28 protein-coding genes and 1 pseudogene are annotated in these 23151 nt (G+C 26.4%); 13 read left to right on the top strand and 16 right to left on the bottom strand.

All coding sequences use genetic code 11. From position 1 onward, the window contains the following. The first annotated feature begins 34 nt into the window (after window positions 1-34). The 4 genes from ADFLV_RS05110 to ADFLV_RS05125 are packed head-to-tail and all read left to right on the top strand — an operon-like array spanning window position 35 to window position 2959. Window positions 35-694: a response regulator transcription factor gene (locus ADFLV_RS05110; RefSeq protein ID WP_129012178.1), complete on the top strand. Its 660-nt coding sequence runs from the start codon at window positions 35-37 to the stop codon at window positions 692-694. Beyond that, complete coding sequence (locus tag ADFLV_RS05115; protein ID WP_129012177.1) at window positions 687-1871, top strand: sensor histidine kinase; 1185 nt, start codon at window positions 687-689, stop codon at window positions 1869-1871. The genes ADFLV_RS05110 and ADFLV_RS05115 overlap by 8 nt, the downstream gene beginning before the upstream one ends. 50 nt (window positions 1872-1921) lie before the next feature. Further along, a complete protein-coding gene (locus ADFLV_RS05120; protein ID WP_014473793.1) occupies window positions 1922-2503 on the top strand; it encodes an NUDIX domain-containing protein in 582 nt (193 codons plus the stop codon). After that, window positions 2504-2959: a c-type cytochrome gene (locus tag ADFLV_RS05125; RefSeq protein WP_014473794.1), complete on the top strand. Its 456-nt coding sequence runs from the start codon at window positions 2504-2506 to the stop codon at window positions 2957-2959. It begins immediately after the preceding gene. A 1-nt stretch (window position 2960) separates the two neighbouring features. On the opposite strand, the gene ADFLV_RS05130 is transcribed toward ADFLV_RS05125, so the two are convergent. Further along, window positions 2961-3974: a phospholipase A gene (locus tag ADFLV_RS05130; RefSeq protein ID WP_129012176.1), complete on the bottom strand. Its 1014-nt coding sequence runs from the start codon at window positions 3972-3974 to the stop codon at window positions 2961-2963. 122 nt (window positions 3975-4096) lie between these two features. Between ADFLV_RS05130 and rpe the strand changes: the two genes are divergently transcribed. Genes rpe through ADFLV_RS05150 form a run of 4 tightly spaced genes read left to right on the top strand, consistent with a single transcriptional unit; the run spans window position 4097 to window position 6693 of the window. Beyond that, window positions 4097-4738: a ribulose-phosphate 3-epimerase gene (gene rpe / locus ADFLV_RS05135; RefSeq protein WP_129012175.1), complete on the top strand. Its 642-nt coding sequence runs from the start codon at window positions 4097-4099 to the stop codon at window positions 4736-4738. A 1-nt stretch (window position 4739) separates the two neighbouring features. After that, window positions 4740-5336: a phosphoribosylanthranilate isomerase gene (locus ADFLV_RS05140; RefSeq protein WP_129012174.1), complete on the top strand. Its 597-nt coding sequence runs from the start codon at window positions 4740-4742 to the stop codon at window positions 5334-5336. After that, window positions 5323-6141, top strand: coding sequence for a 3'-5' exonuclease (locus tag ADFLV_RS05145; protein ID WP_129012173.1), 819 nt, complete (start codon window positions 5323-5325; stop codon window positions 6139-6141). Before ADFLV_RS05140 ends, ADFLV_RS05145 begins: the two co-directional genes overlap by 14 nt. Window positions 6142-6144: 3 nt before the next feature. Continuing rightward, window positions 6145-6693 (top strand): HD domain-containing protein, encoded by a 549-nt coding sequence (locus ADFLV_RS05150; protein WP_129012172.1) that lies wholly within the window; start codon window positions 6145-6147, stop codon window positions 6691-6693. A 28-nt stretch (window positions 6694-6721) separates the two neighbouring features. Here the strand turns inward: ADFLV_RS05150 and ADFLV_RS05155 are convergent, their stop codons facing one another. From ADFLV_RS05155 to ADFLV_RS05170, 4 genes are read right to left on the bottom strand one after another with little or no spacing between them, the layout of a single operon-like run. Continuing rightward, a complete protein-coding gene (locus ADFLV_RS05155; RefSeq protein WP_014473800.1) occupies window positions 6722-7294 on the bottom strand; it encodes a 2-oxoglutarate:acceptor oxidoreductase subunit OorC in 573 nt (190 codons plus the stop codon). Between the two features lie 13 nt (window positions 7295-7307). Then, window positions 7308-8141: a 2-oxoglutarate ferredoxin oxidoreductase subunit beta gene (locus ADFLV_RS05160; protein ID WP_014473801.1), complete on the bottom strand. Its 834-nt coding sequence runs from the start codon at window positions 8139-8141 to the stop codon at window positions 7308-7310. A 2-nt stretch (window positions 8142-8143) separates the two neighbouring features. Then, window positions 8144-9274, bottom strand: a complete 1131-nt coding sequence (locus ADFLV_RS05165) for a 2-oxoglutarate synthase subunit alpha (RefSeq protein WP_014473802.1) — start codon at window positions 9272-9274, stop codon at window positions 8144-8146. Window positions 9275-9283: 9 nt separating this feature from the next. Continuing rightward, the gene (locus ADFLV_RS05170) at window positions 9284-9607 is read right to left on the bottom strand and encodes a 4Fe-4S dicluster domain-containing protein (RefSeq protein WP_014473803.1); all 324 of its coding nucleotides are present in this window, start codon (window positions 9605-9607) and stop codon (window positions 9284-9286) included. 296 nt (window positions 9608-9903) lie between these two features. On the opposite strand from ADFLV_RS05170, the gene ADFLV_RS05175 reads away from it, so the two are divergent. Genes ADFLV_RS05175 through trpC form a run of 4 tightly spaced genes read left to right on the top strand, consistent with a single transcriptional unit; the run spans window position 9904 to window position 13076 of the window. After that, window positions 9904-10620 carry a tRNA1(Val) (adenine(37)-N6)-methyltransferase gene (locus ADFLV_RS05175; protein WP_129012171.1) on the top strand — a complete coding sequence of 239 codons (717 nt, stop codon included), beginning with the start codon at window positions 9904-9906 and terminating at the stop codon, window positions 10618-10620. Further along, entirely contained in the window at window positions 10613-10996 is a 384-nt protein-coding gene (locus tag ADFLV_RS05180) for a YkgJ family cysteine cluster protein (protein WP_014473805.1), read from the top strand. The genes ADFLV_RS05175 and ADFLV_RS05180 overlap by 8 nt, the downstream gene beginning before the upstream one ends. Continuing rightward, window positions 10972-12288, top strand: coding sequence for a tetratricopeptide repeat protein (locus tag ADFLV_RS05185; RefSeq protein WP_129012170.1), 1317 nt, complete (start codon window positions 10972-10974; stop codon window positions 12286-12288). The genes ADFLV_RS05180 and ADFLV_RS05185 overlap by 25 nt, the downstream gene beginning before the upstream one ends. Next, window positions 12285-13076 (top strand): indole-3-glycerol phosphate synthase TrpC, encoded by a 792-nt coding sequence (gene trpC / locus ADFLV_RS05190; protein ID WP_129012169.1) that lies wholly within the window; start codon window positions 12285-12287, stop codon window positions 13074-13076. The genes ADFLV_RS05185 and trpC overlap by 4 nt, the downstream gene beginning before the upstream one ends. 12 nt (window positions 13077-13088) lie before the next feature. Here the strand turns inward: trpC and ADFLV_RS05195 are convergent, their stop codons facing one another. Further along, window positions 13089-13916 carry a LysR family transcriptional regulator gene (locus ADFLV_RS05195; RefSeq protein WP_129012168.1) on the bottom strand — a complete coding sequence of 276 codons (828 nt, stop codon included), beginning with the start codon at window positions 13914-13916 and terminating at the stop codon, window positions 13089-13091. Window positions 13917-14008: 92 nt separating this feature from the next. Here ADFLV_RS05195 and ADFLV_RS05200 point away from each other — a divergent pair, with 92 nt between their 5' ends. Further along, the gene (locus ADFLV_RS05200) at window positions 14009-14227 is read left to right on the top strand and encodes a tautomerase family protein (protein ID WP_014473809.1); all 219 of its coding nucleotides are present in this window, start codon (window positions 14009-14011) and stop codon (window positions 14225-14227) included. Window positions 14228-14254: 27 nt separating this feature from the next. Here the strand turns inward: ADFLV_RS05200 and ADFLV_RS05205 are convergent, their stop codons facing one another. From ADFLV_RS05205 to ADFLV_RS05250, 10 genes and pseudogenes are all read right to left on the bottom strand, one after another. Then, window positions 14255-14650, bottom strand: coding sequence for a PAS domain-containing protein (locus ADFLV_RS05205; protein ID WP_129012167.1), 396 nt, complete (start codon window positions 14648-14650; stop codon window positions 14255-14257). 11 nt (window positions 14651-14661) lie between these two features. Next, window positions 14662-15390 (bottom strand): annotated as a pseudogene (locus tag ADFLV_RS15285) (methyl-accepting chemotaxis protein); the annotation flags it as partial. Window positions 15391-16256: 866 nt separating this feature from the next. After that, window positions 16257-16937: a YggS family pyridoxal phosphate-dependent enzyme gene (locus tag ADFLV_RS05215; protein WP_129012165.1), complete on the bottom strand. Its 681-nt coding sequence runs from the start codon at window positions 16935-16937 to the stop codon at window positions 16257-16259. Window positions 16938-16947: 10 nt separating this feature from the next. Next, window positions 16948-18006 carry an RIP metalloprotease RseP gene (gene rseP, locus ADFLV_RS05220; RefSeq protein ID WP_014473813.1) on the bottom strand — a complete coding sequence of 353 codons (1059 nt, stop codon included), beginning with the start codon at window positions 18004-18006 and terminating at the stop codon, window positions 16948-16950. A gap of 9 nt (window positions 18007-18015) precedes the next feature. Continuing rightward, entirely contained in the window at window positions 18016-18558 is a 543-nt protein-coding gene (gene pgsA / locus ADFLV_RS05225) for a CDP-diacylglycerol--glycerol-3-phosphate 3-phosphatidyltransferase (protein ID WP_014473814.1), read from the bottom strand. Continuing rightward, entirely contained in the window at window positions 18558-19337 is a 780-nt protein-coding gene (locus tag ADFLV_RS05230) for an enoyl-ACP reductase (protein WP_014473815.1), read from the bottom strand. The genes pgsA and ADFLV_RS05230 overlap by 1 nt, the downstream gene beginning before the upstream one ends. Then, window positions 19337-20224: a 4-hydroxy-tetrahydrodipicolinate synthase gene (gene dapA / locus ADFLV_RS05235; RefSeq protein WP_129012164.1), complete on the bottom strand. Its 888-nt coding sequence runs from the start codon at window positions 20222-20224 to the stop codon at window positions 19337-19339. Before dapA ends, ADFLV_RS05230 begins: the two co-directional genes overlap by 1 nt. Window positions 20225-20226: 2 nt before the next feature. Then, on the bottom strand, window positions 20227-20694 hold the full coding sequence (locus ADFLV_RS05240; RefSeq protein WP_014473817.1) for a globin domain-containing protein: 468 nt from the start codon (window positions 20692-20694) through the stop codon (window positions 20227-20229). Continuing rightward, complete coding sequence (locus ADFLV_RS05245) at window positions 20694-22037, bottom strand: M16 family metallopeptidase (protein ID WP_014473818.1); 1344 nt, start codon at window positions 22035-22037, stop codon at window positions 20694-20696. The genes ADFLV_RS05240 and ADFLV_RS05245 overlap by 1 nt, the downstream gene beginning before the upstream one ends. Window positions 22038-22049: 12 nt before the next feature. Further along, window positions 22050-23108 carry a quinone-dependent dihydroorotate dehydrogenase gene (locus tag ADFLV_RS05250; RefSeq protein ID WP_129012163.1) on the bottom strand — a complete coding sequence of 353 codons (1059 nt, stop codon included), beginning with the start codon at window positions 23106-23108 and terminating at the stop codon, window positions 22050-22052. Between the last annotated feature and the right edge of the window lie 43 nt (window positions 23109-23151).

A 23151-nucleotide genomic window follows, 5' to 3' on the forward strand; every position in this document is an offset into this window, starting at 1 on the left:
TTAATATAATAAAAATTATATATTAGGATTTTATATGAAAGTTTTGTTATTAGAAGATGATGTTGCCTTAAGTGATTTACTTAATGAACATTTAGTGGATAAAGGTTATGAAGTAACTTTGTGTGCAAATGGACAAGATGCTTTGGAATCTTTAATTGATAAAAAATTTGATATTGCATTACTTGATATTAATACTCCTACAATTTCAGGAATTGAGGTTTTAAAACGTGTACGAAATGAGTATAAAAATAATACTCCTATTATTATTTTAACAGCTTATCAAGATACAAAACATTTAAAAGAATCTTTTGAAAATGGTGTAGATGATTATATAAAAAAACCTTTTGATTTAGAAGAATTAGACCAACGTATTTTGAAGCTTTGCAGACAATTTTTAATAGAACAAAATAATAAAATAAAGATTGATGAAAATATATTTTTTGAGCCTCTTTCTTGCCAAATTTTTAAAAATAATGAAACAATCAATTTAGCTCAAAAAGAAAGAGATATATTAAAATATTTTTGTACTCATAAAAATAGAATAATTTCAAATGAAGAGTTATTACAAAATATTTGGGTTTATGATGAAATGCCTACAGATGCAACAATTAGAGTTTATATAAAAAATTTAAGAGAAATTATTGGAAAAGAAAAAATTACAACAATAAGAGCAGTAGGATATAGATTTGAATAGAGATGAAAAAAAAGCACTTATTAGTTTTTTAACAATTTATGTAGTTTCAGCAATTTTATTAATAGGTGTAATTTTGTATATTTATTATAAAAATGAAACAAAAATGCTTGAAGAGAGTTGTACGATGGAATTACATAACGCTTCAATGCACATAAAAAATGAAATTATAAATAAATATATGAAAAATCAAAAGTTTAATCCAAATAAATTGGAAAATATAAATATAAAATATGGACTTTTTAATAAAGATAAAAAAGTGATTTTTTCATATTTAGATAAAAATTTTGAAGTTGATTTTTCAAAAGATAGTTATGTAAATGAGTTTTATAACTATTTTATTACAACTTTAGATGAAGAAAATATTCCAATAAAATATATTGTTTTAGAAACTTGTCAAGAGGTTCAAAATAAAAATAAACTACAAATTTTTATTTTAGTAATTTTATTTTTAAGTGCTATTTTTATTGGTTTTATTGGTTATTTGTTATCTAAAATTTTATTAAATCCTGTTAGACAAAGAGTTGAAGCATTGGATAAATTTATAAAAGATTCAGCCCATGAGTTAAATACACCAATTTCAGTTTTGATGACTTCTGTTTCTATGTTGAAAAATGGAAAGAATCCTCAAAAAATGATGAAATATATTTTAAGTAGTTCAAAACAGATTTCTCAAATTTATAATGATATTCATTTTTCAGCTTTTAATGAGTTAAATGAAGATGTTTTTGAAGAGTTCAATCTCAAAGATTTAGTTGGTGAAAGTATAGAGTTTTTTAATGATATTTCAATAACAAAAGATATTACAATAAATTCAGATTTAGAGGATTGTTTTATAAAAATGGATAGAACAAAAACTCAAAAAATTGTAAATAATCTTCTTTCTAATGCTATAAAATACAGTAAAAAGGATTCTGTTATAGAAGTTTCTTTAGAAAAAAATATTTTAAAAGTAAAAGATTTTGGAATAGGAATTAGTAAAGAAGATCAAAAAGAGATTTTTAAAAGATATAAAAGAGGAAATAACACAGAAGGTGGATTTGGAATAGGATTAGATATAGTAAAAAGAGTTTGTGATGAATATAATTTATCTCTTGAATTAAAATCTTTTGTTGATAAAGAAAGCACTTTTAGTATAGATTTTTTATCAATTGTCATTAAAGATATTTTACAAAAGTAAAATGAATATTTTTTTTGTTAGAATACGAAAAAATTTATAAAAGATTATTTATGATAAATATTATTGACAATTTTAAAATTTCAGAATTAAAAAACACAAAATATATTAATCCAATAAAAGTTACATTTTCTCAAAATGGAAAAGAAAAAACTTGGGAAGCTGTAAAAAGTCATGATAGTGTATCAATACTTTTATATCATAAAGAAAAAGAGTCTTTTTTATTAGTAAAACAATTTCGTGCACCTGTTTATTTAAATGATAATTCGATTACTTTTACATATGAATTATGTGCAGGATTAATTGATAAAGAAAAATCAATTGAAGAGATAGTTATTGAAGAAATAGATGAAGAGTGTGGATATAAAGTTCATATAAATGATATTTCAAAAATTACATCATTTCATACGAATGTTGGAATTAGTGGAGCAAAACAGTATTTATATTTTGCAACAATTGATGAGTCAATGAAAATTCATCAAGGTGGTGGAATAAATGATGAAGAGATTGAATTGTTTTTTCTTCCTTTAAATGAATGTGATGATTTTATTTTTGATGAAAAAAAAGCAAAAACTCCAGGATTGATGTTTAGTTTTTACTGGTTTTTAAAAAATAAAGAAAAGTTAGGATTTTAAATGTCAAAAATTGTTTTTTTATTTTTTTTATCAATTCTAAATGTAATAGCACAAGAAACTGTAACAACAAATGAATCTATACCAAATTTGGATATTAATAATTCATTTATTACAAAATATGAATATGGAAAAATGCTTTATAATAATCCTAGAGGAATAGGGTGTAATAGTTGTCATGGAGATGATGCAAGAGGTAAAAAAATTGTAGAATTTAAACATCAACCAGAATATGAAAAAAAAGTTTATAATTGTAGTTTAGTTGCACCTGATATAAAAGATATAGATTATGAAACTTTTTCTACAAAAGTTAACTCTAAAAAAAATCCAAATTTTAAATTTGATAAAGAACAAGTTTGCGATAAACTAATTTATTATGCAAATGTAATGCCTACATATTTTTTAGTTGAAGAAGAAATAGAAGCAATTTATTACTATATAAAAAATTTAAAAAAATAAATTATCTAGAAAAAACTATTCCTATTCCAATTTTATTTATTTCTCTATCATAATCAATTAGATTATTCCCATAACCTGAAAATAGTTGTAAAAGACCATAAGTGTTTTTTGTTGATAAAAATTCAGGAAGAGGGAATGTCCAATTTAGCTCAACAGCACCTTTATTTGAGTCATTTAATTTTAAATTATTTCTTAATAAAAGTTCAAATGTATGTTTTTTATAAGCAAAAAATAAAGTCAAATCTCCATATCCATAATAATCCTCTATATCTGAATTATCATCACTTCCTTTTTCTTCTGGAATTCTATACCAAATTCTTGGAATTAAGAATAAATTAGAAAATTGAAAATATCCTTCAAGATATAATCTATTCCAAGATCTTGATTCTTCTTCATTTTTACCATTTGAAGCATGTAATAAAGAAAATTTATAAGCTTTTAAAATAGAAGTTTCTTTATATGGTAATGTTACAAAAATCTCTGGTTCGTAGTTAGTTTCTCTAAAAGGGGAAGAATCTTTTGTTGTTTGCCAAAAAGATTTTTGTGTATAAGCTGCACTAATTGATTCATCTAAACCAAAAAAATTGTAAGAAATAGGTTTCTCAAGACTTATTTGAAAAGTTGTTTCTGTATTTTTTCTACCTTCAATATCATTGAAGCTATAATTTACTGGCAATAAATAATTCTTTTTATAAGGATATAAATTAAAATCTTTAGTTATAAGTTGTTCTAAACTTTTTTCAGTCTCTTCATCATCTAATCTATCTATTTGTTTTAGGTAAAACTCTTTTTTCATTGTAGTATAAGTTCTATCTTCTTCATTTTCATGATTTTTTTTTAGATTAAATAGATATGTATCTTCTTTTGAAATGTTTAATGTTGCAGCTTTTTTGTATAAAAGCATAGCTTCTTTATAATTTCCTAACTCTTCTTGCTTTTTTGCTTCTTCATAGATATTATTTATATCTTCTGCTAAACAAAAACTACATATCAATAAGGATAAAAATTTTTTCATAAATTACCATTTTATTTTTTTATTTTATTATACACCAAAAGATATTATATACAAATTTTTATACTTTATAAAAGAGTTTTAATGATATAATCGGCAAAAATTAGAAAAAAAGGTTATTTTCAATGCTTGTTGCACCTTCTATATTATCTGCAGATTTTGGAAATTTAGCAAATGAAATAAAAGCTATTTGTGATGGTGGATGTGATTTAATTCACGTTGATGTAATGGATGGACATTTTGTTCCTAATATGACAATTGGTCCAGTTGTAGTAAATCCTGTTGCTAAAGTAGCAACAAAACCACTGGATATACATTTAATGGTTGAAGATAATACATTTTTCGTAGAACTTTTTGCACCTTGCAAACCAGAATATATCTCTTTCCATATTGAGAGTGAAAAACACCCTCATAGACTTATACAAAAAATAAGAGATTATGGAATAAAACCGGCTATTGTTTTAAATCCTCATTCAACACCTGAATCAATAGAGTATTTATTAGAAGATTTAGATATGGTTTTATTAATGTCTGTAAATCCAGGTTTTGGAGGACAAAAATTTATTCCTTCAGTTATTGAAAAAGCAAAGAAATTAAAAGAGATAATAAACAAAAGAAATCCTAACTGTCTAATTGAAGTTGATGGTGGAGTTAATGATAAAAATATTTATGATTTAAAAGAAGCTGGAGTTGATGTTGTTGTTGCTGGATCTTATGTATTTGGGAATGATGATTATAGTAAAGCTATAAAAAGTTTGCAGGTGTAAAATGAGAGTAAAAATTTGTGGAATAACAAATCTGCAAGATGCACTAGAAGCAATAAATGCTGGTGCAAGTGCATTAGGTTTTGTATTTTATAAAAAATCACCAAGATATATTGAACCTTTAAAAGCAAAAGAGATTGCTGAAAAACTTCCTCCTTTTGTTCAAACGGTTGGTTTATTTGTAAATGAAACAGAAGAATTTATCAATGAAGTTTGTAATGATGCAAAAATGCAATTAGCTCAGATTATAGATGATTTTGATGTTTTAAATTATGAAAAAATTTCTTCTAAATATATAAAAGTAATTAGAGCTAAAGATAAAAAAGATTTATTGAATTTAAATAAAGAATATTATTTAGTTGATGCTTTTGTTGATAGTTTTGGTGGTGAAGGTAAAAGAATAGCCCTTGATTGGTTTGAAAGTATTGATTGCTCTAAATTTATACTTGCTGGTGGATTAACAACTGAAAATTTAAAAGAGATAAATGGTTTTGGTTTTTATGGTGTTGATGTAAGTTCTGGTGTAGAATCAGAAGTTAAAGGAATAAAAGATAGACAAAAAATGATTGATTTTGTAAAAGAGGCAAATGAAATCAAATAAAAGGATTATTCCTAAATCTCAAATAAAATTACAAAATATTTTACAAAGATTATTAAAAGAACCTATTTTGTATACTGAGTTTTTTGAATTATTAGAAAAAGCTAGTGATACAATATATGAAAATCCTGAATTAGAATTTGAATTACTTATATCAAATGGTTTGCCATTAGATTTTGATGATAAATATGTATTTCTAAGAACAACAAAAACTCTTATAAATGAACAAGTTTTTTGTATAGTTGATATAGAAACAAATGGTGGGAGTGCAAAAAAAGGTTATCAAATTATTGAATTGGGAGCTGTAAAATATAAAAATGGAGAAATTATTGATAAATTTGATTCTTTAGTTTATGCAAAAGAGATTCCTCCTTATGTTCAGGAAGTTACAAAAATTACTCCAAATATGTTAGAAAATGCTCCAAGATTAGAAAAAGTTTTACAAGATTTTAAGATTTTTTTAGGAGATGATGTTTTTGTTGCACATGATATTAAATTTGATTATACATTTATTTCTGATTCTTTTGAAAAATATAATTTAGGAAAATTATTGAATAGAAAACTTTGTACTATTGATTTAACAAAAAGAACTATTCAATCTGAAAAATATGGATTAAGTTCTTTAAAAGAAGTTTTAAATATTAATGTTGATAATCATCATAGAGCTTATTATGATGCTTTAACTACAGCAATTGTTTTCCAAAAAAGTTTAGAGAATATAGATAAAAATAAAATAAAAACTGTAGAAGAGTTAATTAATTTTTCAAAAAGTGATAATATAATTAATAATCAGCAAAAAAAGGATTAGATAGTGTTTTCACAAGATAATTATACTGAAATTTTAGAGTTTGCTACTTTGGCACATGGTGAACAAAAAACGCCAAAAGAATTACCTTATCTTTTTCATATAACATGTGTTGCAATGGAAGTTATTAATGCTTGTGAAAAATCAAAGTTAGATGAGAAAAAAGCAGATTTAGCAATAAGTTGTGCATTATTGCATGATATTATTGAAGATACAAAGATTACTTATGATGAATTATATGTGAAGTTTGGTCCTTTGATTGCAGATGGTGTTGAAGCATTAACTAAAAATAAAACATTAACGTCAAAACAAGAACAAATGAGAGATAGTATTGAGCGATTACTTACTCAACCTTATGAAATTCAAATAGTTAAACTTGCTGATAGAATAGTAAATTTAGCTATTCCTCCAAAACATTGGAGTAATGAAAAAATTAAAGATTATCAAAAAGAAGCAAGTTTTATTTTATCATGTTTAGGAAATTCAAATATCTATTTAGCAAAAAGATTAGAAAAAAAAATTGAAGAGTATAAAAAGTATATAAAAAATGATTAATGCTAAAACAAAGCCTTTTGGCTTTGTTTTATGCAGATTTCTCAGCTGCTTCTTTAGCGTATTTTAAACCTAAATCAAAAGCTTTATTATTGATTTCATGTACTTTTTCAGGTACTTTTGAAAGCATAGTTTTTCTTAATATTTCATTTGGTACAGTTTCACCAGTAAAATAATTAGCCATTGCAAGTGCTAAAACTGATTGAGTAATAACATTTCCAACTTCTTCTTTTGCAATAGTAATAATTGGAATCTCATAGATTTTCCATTTTTTTCTATCTTCTTCAGTTGGTGTTACTAGATTTGGTTCAACAACTATAACTCCACCTTCTTTTACACCTTTTTTAAATTGATTATATGAAACTTGTGCAACTGATAACATAAAATCAATTTCTCCATCATTTGCATAAGGATATAAAATTTCTTCATCTTGTAAAGTAATATCAACAACAGTTGGACCACCTCTTACTTGAGAAGTATAAGTAGCAGTTTTTAATCCATATCCACCGTTATTGATTTTTGCAGCTGCGAAAATCGCACCTGCAAGAAGTACACCTTGTCCACCAACACCTGTAAATCTCATTAATGTTCTATTTGCTGCCATGTGTAACTCCTTCTTATAATTGAACCATAGTTTTATTTTTTTGAGCTTCTTTTACTTTTTCATAAGCTTCACAATATTCCATAGCTTCTGTATCTTGTTTTAAAATACCAGTAGGGAAAATTCCTTTTTGCTCTTCTGGCTCTAATTTATCAAATTTAGTTTTTGACATAGAAATAGAATCAATCCATTCTAAGTTTGCCATAGCTGTTGCCATTTTATTTTTTCTTCCTAAGTTAACGTGACAGTTAGAGAATACTTCAATAAATGAGAATCCTTTGTGTTCAAAAGCTTTAACTAAAGTTTTTTCAAGTTTTTTAGGATCAATCATTGTCTCTCTTGCAACAAATGAAGCACCTGCAGCTTCAACTAGTTTACAAGCATCAAAAGTAGGGTCAATATTTCCTCTACTCATTGTTACTGTCCACATTCCTTGAGGAGTTGTAGGACTTGTTTGAGAGTTTGTTAATCCATAAATAAAGTTATTGATAATAATATAATTTAAGTCAATATTTCTTCTTGAAGCATGAATTGTATGATTTCCACCAATTGCAAGACCATCACCATCTCCACCAACAACAATAACTTTTTTGTCTGGATTTGCTAGTTTAATTCCAGTTGCATAAGCTAAAGTTCTTCCGTGAGTTGTGTGAACAGTATTACAGTTAATGTATGAAGAAAATCTTCCAGAACATCCAATTCCTGAAACAACACAAACATCATCCATATTCCATTCAAGTTTTTCAATGGCTCTAATAACAGCTTTTAAAATAACTCCATCACCACATCCCCAACACCATAATGTTGGCATTTTGTCTGTTCTTAAATATTCATCGTAATTAAAAGCCATGATTACATTCCTTTCACTTTTTCAATAATTTCTAGTGGAGATAAAGGTCTTCCATTTGCTTTGAATAAAGTATCAAAATCAGATCTTCCAGATACTCTTTGTACTTCTTCTACAAATTGACCCATATTTAACTCAGCAACTAATACTTTGTCAAATTTTTTCATTAATTCATTGATTCTTTTTGCTGGGCTTGGCCAAATAGTTAATGGTCTGAACATACCAACTTTGATACCTTCTTTTCTTAATCTATTAATAGCTTCTGTAACACCTAATGAAACTGAACCATAAGCAATAATCATAATATCAGCATCATCTAACATATATTCTTCATTTAATTCTAATTCATCTAAATGTGCATCAACTTTTTTGAATAATCTTTTCATTAATGCATCACAAACTTCAGCATCTTCAGTTGGATGACCTGTAGGTCCATGATGAAGTCCTGTAAAGTGATATCTATAACCTTCAAACATTGGATTTAAAACTGCAGGTTCATCTGACTCAACACCATAAGGTTTATAATCTTTTTTATCACCATCAAATCTTTTTCTTACAATTTTACTTTTTTCAATTTCTTCTAATTCTGGAATTATAGCTTTTCCACTCATATGTCCAATAGTTTCATCTAATAAAACAAAAACAGGTTGCATAAATCTATCAGCTAAATTAAATGCTCTTACAGTTTCTGTATAGCATTCACTTAAATTTCCTGGAACTAAAGTAATAGATTTAACATCACCATGAGTTGGATTTTTAGCTTGTAAAATATCACCTTGAGCAACTCTTGTAGGAAGACCAGTTGATGGACCACCTCTCATAACGTTTACAACAACTAAAGGAACTTCTGAAATATATCCAACACCTAAATTCTCTGCTTTTAAAGAGATACCAGGTCCTGAAGTTGCAGTCATTGCTCTTTTCCCTGACATTGCAGCACCTAAAGCTGTGCAAATACCAGAAATCTCATCTTCCATTTGAATAGAAACTCCACCTCGCGCAGGTAACGCAGAAGAAAGTACATGCATTATTTCACTTGAAGGAGTAATTGGATAACCACCAAAAAACTCACAACCTGAATCAATTGCAGCTTTTGCTGCAAGTTCATTTCCTGTTGAAATTACTTCTCTTGACATCAATTCTCCTTACAAATCTTCATCTAATATTCTATAGTTATTTTTAACTATTTTTTCTTTTCTTTCTTTTGCATCACTTGATAATTTTGCAAATTTGAACTCTTTTTTATCAGCAACGTAAATTGCAAAATCTGGACATGTTAATTCACAGTCCATACAACCAATACATGATTCTGGATGAACAACTTTTATCATTGAACCTAAAGTAGAATGAACTTCTTGTCTCATCGCAAGTACACCGGCTGGACAAACTGAAACGCACTTATCACATGCCTTACATCTAGCTTCATTTACCCATACAGGAGTATTTGCAGGAGCTTCCATATTAGACATAATCTCTCCTTAAATTATTTTAAAATCAATACTTGAACAAACTCAATATATTATCTTTGAATAATAGCAATAAACATTCCAAAGATAAATAAAATTTATGATTTTCTTAAGTGAATTTAAGTCTTGTTACATTTTGCTACAACAAAAAAAAGTATCTGAAAAAAAGCCACTTCAATATATAAATAAGCTTAAAAAATTAATCTAATTTAATATTAGAAGAGTTAATTAATAATATAATTAAAATATAAATTTGTAAAACTTAGATATAATTATAATAAATTAGAAAAGGAAGATTTTTGGTTTTATATCAGCCTAAAAATGGTTATTGCTATAACAGTGATACTCATTTTTTGTTTTATTTTATTTGTGAAAATTTTAAAAAATATAAAAATATAAAAGGTGAGCTTTTAGATATTGGTAGTGGTAGTGGAATTTTAGGTTTATTAGTTTCCAATGAATATAGAAAATTGAATTTAAATCAGTGTGAAATTCAAGAAATGTTTCAATTTTTCTCAACTAAAAATGCACAGATTAATCAAATTAATACAAAAATGTATATTGGTTCATATGATCAGATAAGTTTTGAAAAAAAGTTTGAAATCTGTATTTCAAACCCACCTTTTTATCACTGTGATGTAATTAAAAGTGAAAATAAATCTTTAAAAATTGCAAGATACAATGACTCTTTACCTTTAGAAAAATTAATTAAAAGAAGTTATGAGATTTTAAAAGAAGATGGAAAATTCTTTTTTTGTTATGATTCTAAACAAATAAATGAAATATTATTGTTATTAAATAAATATAAATTTAATCTTGAAGCTTTACAATTTGTACATCCAAAAGTTTCAAAAGATGCAACTTTAGTTTTGATTTATGCAAAAAAGAATTCAAAAACATTAACCAAAATTATGAATCCTTTAGTTGTTTTTGATGAGAATAATAGTTTTACAAAAGAAGTAGAATCAATATATGAAAAATCTTCTACATATAGCATAAAGGCAGATTTTGAGTGAATTATTAAAAAAAGAAGGATTTAATTTTGCATTTGATCCAAAGGGCTGTGACTCTTGTAAGGGAAATTGTTGTATAGGAGAAAGTGGATATATTTGGATTAATGCTCAAGAGATTCAAGCTTTAGCTTTTTATCTAAATTTACCAGTTGAAGAATTAAAAATTAGATATTTAAATAAAATAGGTTATAAATATAGCATAAAAGAGGTAAAATTAGGTTCAAATAATTTTGCTTGCTGTTTTTTTAATTTAGAAAAAAAACAGTGTTCAATTTATCCCGTAAGACCGATGCAATGTAGAACTTTCCCTTTTTGGGATTATTTTAAAGAAAATGAAGAAGAGGTTTATAAAGAGTGTCCAGCTATAAAAAATCTTTAATTTTTTATTCATTACTATTAATTTTTAGTGGATGTAGTACAAAAGATATTAATTTAGAGAATAAAGAAGTTAAAAAAACAAATTTTGTAAAGGTTGAAACAAAACCTTTTGATTTAGAAGATTTCTATATTATTTATGCTTTAGAATCAGAAAATCAAAGAATGTATTTAAACGCAAGGGATATTTATTTGAAATTATTTGAAAATACAAATAATTATGAATATTTAGTTAAATATCTTACATTGGCAACACAATTAAAAGAGTATTATTTAGTTAAAGAGAATGCTTCTAAATATATGAAAGATAATATTAAAGAAGAAGAGATAATTTTAAGATTATATGCTTTTTCTTTATTTAAATTACAAGAAAAGCAAGAAGCTATTTTTAATGCAGAAAAATTAATTTTTTTATATAAAAACAGTATTAATTATGAATTATTAGGAAGTATATATCTTGAAGATAAACAATATTTAAAAGCTTATGATGCTTTAAGAAATGCTTATTTTTTAAATAATTCAATTAGTACATTATTAACATTAACTAATATTCAATTTTTTAATTTAAATCAAAAAGAAGAAGCAATAAAACAGCTTGAAAATTATGCGCATAAAAATGATTATGATTTTAATTTATCCATTCAATTATTGAGTTTTTATGAAAATTTAAAAGCTCAAGATAGATTGGTTAATTTTCTAAAAGAGATGTATTTTTATTACAAAAAAAATGATAATCAATTATTAGTAAATAAAACAAAAGCACTTTTTCTAAAATATGTAATAAACAATGATGTAAAAACTGTTATTGATTTTTGGGAACAAAATGGTGAAGAAGATGAAATTTTGTTAAATTTATATAGAATGACAAATCAATCACAAAAAGCTTATAATTTATTAAATAAATTATATAAAAATTCTAATAATATGGATTTTTTAGCTCAACAAGCAATTTTAGAATTTGAAATGGCAAAAGATAAAAAAAGTATATTATTTGATGTTATCTCAAAATTTGATAAAGTATTACAAACAGAAGATAATCATATATATCAAAACTATTTAGCATACATTCTTATTGATTTTGATATTGATATACAAAAAGGGCTTTTATTAGTAAAAAAAGCTCTTGAAAAAGATCCTACAAATGTAGCTTATCTTGATACATTAGCTTGGGGAGAATATAAAATAAAAAATTGTAAAGATGCCTATACTTATATGAAACAAGTTGTTGATGAAGTAGGCTTAGATGATGAAGAGATAAAATTACATTGGGAAAAAATTAAGGAGTGTAAAGAGTGATTTTAGATGAGATTATAGAAAAAACAAAACAAGATTTAGAAATTAGAAAAAAAGAGATAAGTTTAGATTTATTAGGAAGAACATTATCTTCAAATCCATATACTCCAAGAGATGTAAAACCATTTTTAACTTCAACAAAAGATGAACCAATTAGGATAATTGCCGAAGTTAAAAAAGCAAGTCCAAGTAAAGGGATCATAAAAGAGGATTTTGATCCTTTAGTTATTGCCCAAGCTTATAGTAATAGTGGAGCAAATGCAATTTCAGTTTTAACTGAACCTCATTATTTTAAAGGTAATTTAGAGTATTTAACTCAAATTAGAAGATATGTGCCAACTCCACTTTTAAGAAAAGATTTTATTGTTGATAAATATCAAATTGTTGAAGCTTTAGTTTATGGAGCAGATTTTATTTTGCTAATTGCAAAAGCACTTGGAACAAAAGAGTTAAAAGAGCTTTATGATTATGCAATTCACTTAGGACTTGAAGTTTTAGTTGAAATTCATGATAAAGAAGATTTAACAAAAGCTATCAAATGTGGAGCTACAATTATTGGAATAAATCATAGAAATCTTGATACTTTTGAAATGGATATGAGTTTATGTGATAAATTAATTCCATTAATTCCAAATGGAAAAATAATTGTTGCAGAATCTGGAGTTTCAGATGTAGAAGTTATCAAAAGATTGAACTCTATAGGAGCTGATGCCTTTTTAATTGGTGAACATTTTATGAGAGTTCCATCAATTGAAGAAGAATTAAAAAAATTCAAAAACGCTTTAAATTAAAAGATAAAAATCCTAGAATTTGAAATTTTCTAAATAGTTTTTTATTCTAGGAAGATTATCTTTTCTACAAACCATACAAGTTGGAAGATTTACAATATCTTTTGATAGTTCAGTAATTTTTAAATCTTTTTCATAGTTTAGCTTTTTTATTATACTAAGTGGCAAAATACTTTTTCCCATACCAGCTTTTATACAACCTAAGATAGTTTCATAGTTTCCAAATTCAAGATTTTTCAACTCTTTTTCAGAAATGTTTTTTAGATATTCTTGTCCAAAGTCATTATATGCACAACCATTTTTAAATGATAAAAAAGTATTTGATGTATTTTCTTCTTTTGATTCAACTAAAACTATATTTTCTTCAATTTTATTTAATATAATTAATTCGTCATTTTTTGGAAAACCACTTATAAATGCAATATCAACTTTATAATCCAAAACTTTTTTTGTGATTTCTTTTGTAGTATTTGTAATTAATTCTAAACTCATATTTGAAAAATCTTCGTGAAGTTGTAATAAAAAAGGAATTATTCTTGTACTTGCATTTGATTCTGTTGAACCAATTATAAGATGTTTTTGTTGATTTATATTTTTCATTTCATAATTTGCAAGTTCAATTTTTTTTACAATTTCAAGTGCATATGGGTAGAGCTTTTCTCCTTCTTTACTTAAAATTACTCCTTTGGGAACTCTATAAAAAAGAGTTGTTTCTAAAGATTTTTCTAATTGCTTTATTCTTGAAGTTACATTTGATTGTGCAAATTCTAAGTTAATTGCAGCTTTTGAAATGCTTTTTTCATTTGCAACTTCAACAAAAACTTTTAATAAATTCGAATCCATATCACTTTTCCTTATATCAGTAATCATTATTTTATATTTGACTTAGCATCACTTTTATTGATATTATATAAAAATTTAATTAAAGGATTACAATGCCAGTAATAAATATAAAAATGACACATGAAGATGGTGGCGCAACAAAAGAGCAAAAAGAAGAATTGTCAAAAGGTATTACTGAACTTTTTGCAAAAGTATTTAATGGAAGAGGAGCTTCAACGGCTGTTGTAATTATAGAAGAAGTTAGTGCAGATAATTATGCAATAGGTGGAAAAACTATCACTAAAATAAGAAGTGAGAAAAATTGTTCCTAATATAAATTTAGGAACAATTTTAAATAGTTATTTTTCATTTTTATTTAGTTTTTCATAAAGTTCACTAGCTTCATTTATCTCTTCTTGTGTAGCTTTTCTTCTGCAAGAAATGAATCCTTTTGTACCTTCTGATGTTATAGTTGGAAAAATAGTTGCATAAACCCAATAATAGTTTCCTGATTTTGTTGAGTTTTTTACATAACCTGTCCACACATTACCTTTTTGTATTGTTGCCCATAGATCTTTAAATGCAGCTTTTGGCATATCTTTATGTCTTATAACATTATGTGGTTTTCCAATAAGCTCATCTACACTGTATTCAGCAAGAGTACAAAAATCATCATTTGCAAATATAATATTTCCTTTTTCATCTGTTTCACTTACTAAAAAAGCAAAGTCATCTAATATAATTTCTTGATTCATTGTTTTTCCTCTTAACTTACTTTTTTACTTTTTGCATCTTTAACTAATAATTGGGCCATTACAAGTGTTTCATTTGCAATATTAGCCACAATATTAGCTTCATTTGCATTTTCTTGTGTTACTTTATCTAACATAGAAATCGCATGATTAATTTGTTCTATTCCTGTTAATTGTTCATTTGAAGCTGTGCTTACATCTTGAATTATATTAATAGTTTGTGAAATAAGTTGATTTAAATTATCATATCCTTTACTCATCTCATCAGATATTTTTTTACCTTCACTTGTTTTTGATGTAGCATTTTCAACTAAATCTTTGATTTCACGTGCTGCTTCTGCACTTCTACTTGCAAGGTTTCTTACTTCTTGTGCAACAACAGCAAATCCTTTTCCAGCTTCTCCTGCTGTTGCTGCTTCAACTGCTGCATTAAGTGATAGAATATTTGTTTGAAATGCTATTTGATCAATTATATTTATTGCTTCATTTATTGCTTCAACTTTTTCATTTATTTCATCCATAGATGATGCTGTTTTATATGCAAGTTTTTCACCTAAAATTACAGAATCTTTTACATCTTTACTTAGATTTGCCATTTTTGAAGCATTTTGCGTATTGTTTTTTGTAATAGATGTTATTTCTTCTAATGATGCAGCAGTTTCTTCTAATGATGCAGCTTGTTCATTTGCTTTTGAAGCCAAATTTTCAACAGACTTATTCATCATTGTAGAATTCTTTTCTAATAAATTTCCATTTTGTAAATTTTGTTTAGCATTTTCATTTAATTCTTTACCTAATTGATTAATCCTTTGCATTGTAATAAGCATTTTTCCTTTTAAAATAGGATTTATTTTCATTTGAGAACGATAATCTTGTTGAGTATATTTTTCTACAATTGAAACTAATTCTTCCATGTTATCATTTGATTTTGATAACATATCATTGACTACTTTTTTTAAAGCATGAATCATAAAATTACTAGAATCAGAGTGTATTTTTGATGTATATATACCTTGAGAAACTTTATTAAGAGCAATTACAATTTCTCCTAATACGTGCATATCATTTTTTCTCATTTCATCAAATTTATCTACATAAAGATTTAATTCTTTTAAGATATATCCTATATCATCATTTTTAATATATTGAGCTTTTCTAATATGGTTTGTTCTAAAAAAAACAAAATCCATTAAATCATCAAGATATTTTTTAAGTCTTTCAATTCCTCCTACTATTCTTTTCATCGAGTTGTAGCTGATATATGTAATAATAATTGTAAAAACAATATTTATGCTAATTATTGCAGCAATCTTATAATCACTTAATATAGCAACAGTACTAATTATTGCAAATCCTAATTGACTAAGAAGCATATTAAGTAATATTCTTTTTTTCGTATGCAAGTGTAAAAACATTAAATTTCCCTTTTTTTGTTTTTTAACAATAAAATGTTGAGTGTTATTATAAAATAATTTTGTCATAATTCATATATAATTATGTATATTTAGTTAAATTAATTAAAAATAAAGTTATAGAAAAAGAAAAATAATTTATTTTACAATCAAATAATATAAAAAAGGGAGAGAAAATGAATGATTATTTAAAGAAATTAATCTTTAAATAAAGTTGAACCAACACGTATCATATTTGAACCACATGCAATTGCTAATTCAAAATCGCTACTCATTCCCATTGAACAATATTTTGCTCCAAGAGGAACTAATTCATCATAGATTTTTTTAGTTGTTTTAAAAGATTCTTTTATGATTTTTTCATCTTCAGTATGTGCACCAATACTCATCACACCTTTTAGTAGGATATTTGGGCATTGTTCAATTATTTGTTTATAAGTTTCAATAGCTACTTTAGGTGATACTCCTGATTTTGTCTCTTCATCAGCTGAGTTAATTTGTAGTAGGGCAGAAAGTTTTTTGTTTTTAATCTCTAACTTTTTATTTAGTTCTATAGCTAAATCTAAAGAATCCAAAGAGTGAATTAAAGTTGGGTTTAAATCAATTAAATTATTAATTTTATTTTTTTGTAAAGTTCCTACAAAGTGCCATTCAATTGGCAAATCTTTTAGTTCTTCACTTTTTGTTTTTAAATCTTGTACTTTATTCTCTCCAAAAGCTCGTTGACCTGCCTCATAAAGAATTTTTATATCTTCTATAGATGAGTATTTCGAAATACCAATAATTTTTACAATATGATGCTCTGAAATTCTCAGTCTTGCACCTTCAACTTTTGTTATAACATCATCTAAATTTTTTGTTGCAGTTTTTTTATCCATTTTATCTCTTTTAATTATTTAAAAATATTCTATTTATGTCATTATAAATTCCAAGAAGCATTAGACTTCCTAAAATTACCCATCCAAAAATAGTCAAAAATAAAAACACTTGGTCACTTGGTTTTTTTCTAGTTATCATTTCATATAAATTAAACATAATATGTCCACCATCAAGTGCTGGAATTGGAAGAAGATTTAAAACACCAAGATTTACAGATATTAATGCTGTTATTGCAAATAGTGCAATTATAGAACTTTCACTTGCATCAGAAATCACTTTTCCAATACTAATTACTCCTCCCACTTCACTACTTGGGATTACACCTTGAATTAGTTTTTGAACACCTTGAAAAATCATAGTTGATGCAAAAATTGTTTTTTCATAAGCATAAACTAAAGCTTGAGGAAATGTTAATTCAAGAGTTATGATTTTTCCAGACGGTGATATCCCAATCATTCTTTTTTTAATTTTTTCTTTAAACATATTTTCACTATCAGAGATTTGAGGACTTATAGTTTTTGCAATAATTTGACCATCTCTTTTTATGAAGAATTTTAAAGCTCCCTCTGTATTGATAATGGTCTTACCAATTTCATCCCAAGAAGTAATTTCAGTATCATTAATTCTAAGAATTTCATCATTTGGAAGGATTCCAGCTTGATATGCCGGTGAGTTTTCTTGAACTGTTCCAACTTGTGCAGCCCAAGTTGTAGCTCCCATTAATGCAATAATAAAATATAAAACAGCAGCAAGTATAAAATTTGCAAAAGGTCCAGCAAATAAAATTATAATTCTCTGCCAAGGTTTTTTTGTATTATATGAATCATCACCATCTTCTTTTAATGCTGGATTTGAATCATCTTGACCTTTCATTTTTACATATCCACCAAGAGGAATTAATGCAAATTGCCAAGTCGTTCCCATCCATTCTTTTGCATAAAGTTGTTTTCCAAATCCAATTGAAAATACGTGAACTTTAACTCCAAAAAAACGAGCAGCAATAAAATGCCCTAATTCATGAAAAAAAACTAAAAATGATAAAACAAGTAAAAATGTTATAGTACCCAAAAAAAACCTTTAATATTTAAAATAGTCTCTAGTATATTCATATCCAGAATAGATTGTCAAAATAACAGCTAGCCATAAAAATTCAGTAGCAAAAGGCCAATTCATTGTTAAAAAACCAATAGCAATCATTTGAACAACAGTTTTTATTTTTCCTGCCATTGTTGAGGCTACGTCTTTACCTTCACTAACTGCAACAACTCTAAGTCCAGTTATAAAAAATTCTCTTGAAAGAATTAAAAATACTGCCCAAGCACTGGCTCTGTCTATTACCATTAATCCTAGAAAACCAGCTAAAACTAACATTTTATCTGCAAGTGGATCTAATATTCCACCTAATTTTGTCATTTGATTCCAGTTTCTAGCTATAAAACCATCAAAGAAATCAGTAACAGAGGCAATTACAAAAATTAAACCTGCAAAATAATCAAACCAAGATGGATGCCAAGAAGAAAAAATTGGATTATTTCTATCCACAAAAAACCATAGCATTAGCGGAGCTAATGCTATTCTAAAAAGTGCTAATATATTTGGTAAATTTAGTGCTTTTGACATTATTTAAATGTTGTCCCACCATCAACAATTAAAGTATGTCCTGTAATCCATGAAGCATCATTTGTACATAAAAAATAACAAGATTGAGCTAAATCTTCTGGTTGACCAATTCTATTTAATGGTGAATATTCAGCAGTTTTTGCTTTTACTTCTTCATAATTTGTGAATGCTTTAAGTGCATCTGTATCAATAGGACCGCCTGAAACAGCATTTACTCTGATATTAAATTCACCAAGTTCAGTTGCTGCATATCTAACCATAGCTTCAACAGCAGCTTTATTTGTACCATGACCTGCATAGTTTTCAATATAAACTAGATTTCCTGTTGAGGATAGAGAAACAATCGCTCCACCTCCAATTTTTTGCATTCTTTTTGCAGCTTGTTGAGCACCACATACAAATGCATTTACAGTTGCAGTATAAATGTTGTTTAGTCCTCTTGGTTTTAATTTCATAAATTTACCATAACCACCAACAACAGCTCTTCCATAAATCATTGCATTTGAAATAAAGAAATCAATTCTATCAAAATCTTTATCAATCTCTTCAAATAATTCACTATATTTTTCAGGCTCTAAGATATTAAAAGGATAAGCTCTACATTTAACACCAAATTTAGTCTCAACATCTCTACAAATTTCTTGTGCAATTTCACCATTTGAATTATATGTAAATGCAATATTTACTCCATTACTTGCAAACTTATAAACACACTCTTTACCAATTCCTTTTGTTCCTCCAGAAATTACTAAAGTCTTCCCCTTCATATTATTACTCATTATTTAATTACCTCATATTTTACTAAAGTTTTTTCTAATCTTTTCATCGTTTCATTACTTGGACTTGTTAGTGGAAGTCTATACTCTAATGTATCAAGTAATCCTGCTATATACATTGCAGCTTTAATAGGAATAGGATTACTTTCACAAAATAATACATTATTTAGTTCATATAAATCTTCACTCAATTTTCTTGCACTATCTAAATTACCTTCAAATACATCTTTAACTAATTGAGATTTTAAGTTAGGTAATAAATTTGCTGTTACTGAAATGATTCCTTTAGCTCCAGTTACAAGCATAGGAAAATCAACTGAATCATCACCAGAAATTACAACAAAATCTTTTCTTTGAGATAATAAAGATATTGCTCTTTCTAATGAACCTGTTGCTTCTTTTATGGCATAGATGTTTTTTACATCATCAAATAATCTTATTGCCGTATCAGCAGATAAATCAACACTTGTTCTTCCAGGTACATTATAAAGCATAACAGGAATTTCAACTGAGTTAGCTATTGCTTTATAATGTTGATATAAACCTTCTTGAGTTGGTTTATTGTAGTATGGAGTTACTGATAAAAGTCCATCTGCACCAACATCTTGTGCATGTTTTGCTATATCACATGCTTCATGTGTAGCATTTGAACCAGCTCCTGCAATTACCTTTACACCACTTCCTTTACAAACCGCAACAGCTACTTCTATACATTCTTTATGTTCACTATGTGATAAAGTTGCACTTTCTCCTGTAGTTCCTACTGGAACAACTGCATCTATTCCTTGCGCTATTTGTCTTTTTATTAAAGACTCATATTTTTGTAAATCTACTTTTCCATTTTTAAATGGTGTGATTAGTGCGGTCATTGCACCGGTAATAATATCCATATTTATCCTTTTTTTACTACTAAATCTTCTAATTCTTGTCTTTCATCAACATTTACAGTATGTTTTGAGAATGTTTCTAGAAAATTCCAAAAACTTTGTTTTGCTTCATCAGAAATATCAATTTTTTTTAAAACTTCTTCCATACAACCAAGCCATTCACGTCTTGCTTTTTCAGTTATTGAAAATTGTTTATGAGTTTTTAACATATCAAAATGTCCTACAGCATTTGAATAATGTTTTTCTCCACCACAAGCCTCAATAAAAAATTTAACATTATGCGCTTTTACTTTTTCTAACTCTTTTTCATCTTGAGGAAAAAAATTTCCAATGTCACTATCAATTATTAAATCATAAAAATCACTAAATAGTTTTTTTAATCCATCTTCTCCCATTTCTTCTAAGAAGAGAGGTTTAGGATATTCAAACTCAGGTTTTTCTCCAAAATTTGTTTTACTAATAGAATAGTCCATTATTTTTTTTCGTCCTTTAAAATAACTGTTGTAGAATTGTTTTTATTTAAATATTTATTTGCAACATTAATCAAATCTTCTTTTGATAGTTTTTCTACATTCTTTTCATAATCTAAAAGAGGTTGAATATTATCTCTAACTAAAAAAGAGCCATATAAAGAAGCTACTTCACTTGAGCTTTCTAATGAAAAAATAAAATCAGCTTTTGTATTGATTTTTATTTTATCTATATCTTTTTGAGAAATTTCACCTTTTTTGATTCGCGCAATTGTATCTAAAATTTCTTTTTCAATTTCTAAAGCAGAAATTCCTTCATTTGCAACTGCTATAAACATAAACAATCCAGGGTCTTTTAATTCCATATTATAAGCATAAATTGTGTTTACTAATCTTTTTTCATCTATTAGTCTTTTTTGTAAAATAGAACTTTTTCCACTACTTAAAAGTTCACTTAATGCACTTAATGCAACTTGATCTTTATCTTCAAAATTTGGAATATGATAAGTAATTGCTATCATCTGTACAGCAGAATCTTTATGTACAGTTACTCTTTTTTCTCCATCTTGTTTTGGCTCAACTGTATGAAGTTTTGAAGGAATCTCTTTTGTATTTTTAATATTTTTAAAATGTTTTTCAACTGATTTAAAAACTTCATTTTCATCTATATCACCTGCAACTACAACAATTGCATTTTTTGGTTGATAATACGTACTATGAAAATCTCTAATATCTTCGATTGACCAATTCTGAATATCACTCATAAATCCAATTGGTGTCCAATGATATGGATGATAGATATAAGCATTATTAAACAATCTAAATTGCAAATATCCCATTGGATTATTGTCTGTTCTCCAACGTCTTTCTTCTGCAACTACGTCACGTTCTGGTTGAAATTCTTCATCTTTAAGTGTAAGATTTTCCATTAAATCTGAAAAAAGTTCTAATGATTTATCCATATTTTTAGAACTTGATTTGATAAAATAATGTGTATAATCAAAAGATGTAGAGGCATTATTTACTCCTCCAAAACCTTTTACTATTTCATCAAATTCTCCAGCTTTTAAATTTTTTGTAGATTTAAAATTTAGATGCTCTAACATATGAGCAATTCCACTTTTACCCATTTTTTCATTTCTACTTCCAACTTTGTAAAAAATATCTGTTGATATTACATTTGAACTATTTTTCATAGGAATTGCGACAATTTCTAATCCATTTTCTAATGTTTTTGTATAATATTTTGGTAAATTACTTCCCATAGATTCTCCCGAAATCATTATTAATAGTGAAAATTGAATAGCAAATAGTTTAAATAAGTTATTGATTTTTGTACTATTCATTATTTTTCCTTTTTATTTTAAATTTGCTCCAATAGCATCTTTGATATTTTCAAAACCATCTTTTGAAAGAAGTTCTAAAATTTCTTCATTTATCTTTCTAACCATTGAAGGACCTTCAAAAATTAACCCAGAATATGCTTGAACAAGTGTTGCTCCATTTTTTATTCTTTCATAAGCTTGAGCACCATTTGAAATACCACCAACAGAGATTAAAATAGTTTTTCCAAATAGTTCACGTGCTAATTCTTTAAATAAATTAGCAGATTTTTGTGTTAAACAAGCACCACTTAAACCACCAAAATTTTGACAATTTGGAACTAAACTATAATCAATAGTTGTATTTGTAGCTATGATTCCATCTGCACCTGCATTTACTGCACATTTACATAAATCAATAGCAACAGATGCTTCCATATCCGGAGCAATTTTTAACAAAATAGGTTTATTTGTCATCTCTTTTGCCATAACAAAAAGTTCAGTAATAAACTTTTCATTTTGTAAATCTCTTAAGTTTGGCGTATTTGGACTTGAAATATTTATAACTAAATAATCATTTGTTGTTTCAAATTTTTTAATTAAAGTTTTATAATCACTTAATGCAAACTCTTCTGGAGTAGTTTTATTTTTACCTATATTTACACCAATTGGTATAGAAAAAGGATAAACTTTTTTTAAGTTTTTTAAAACAGTATGCGCTCCTAAATTATTAAATCCCATGGCATTTTGAACTGATTTTTGTTCAGGATATCTAAACATTCTAGGTTTTGGATTACCATCTTGTGGACGAGGTGTCATTGTTCCAATTTCAGTAAAACCAAAACCTAGAGATTTCATTGCTTTTATCATAGTTGCATTTTTGTCAAAACCAGCAGCAAGTCCAACTGGATTAGCAAATGTTACACCAAAAACTTCTTGAGTTAATTTTGGATTAGAAATATAATTTTTCTTTTCCATATATGCTTTTGCAATTCTACATTTTCCTAAGGCTTTAAGTCCAAATTCTGCAATGTGATGGGCAGTTTCTGGCTCAAATTTGAACAAGATTTTTTTTAGTGTTTCATAGCTAAACAAATTTAATCCCTTTTTTAAAATTGAGGCATTTTATCCAAAAATC

Source organism: Arcobacter defluvii (genome assembly GCF_013201725.1).
GTDB classification, from domain to species: domain Bacteria; phylum Campylobacterota; class Campylobacteria; order Campylobacterales; family Arcobacteraceae; genus Aliarcobacter; species Aliarcobacter defluvii.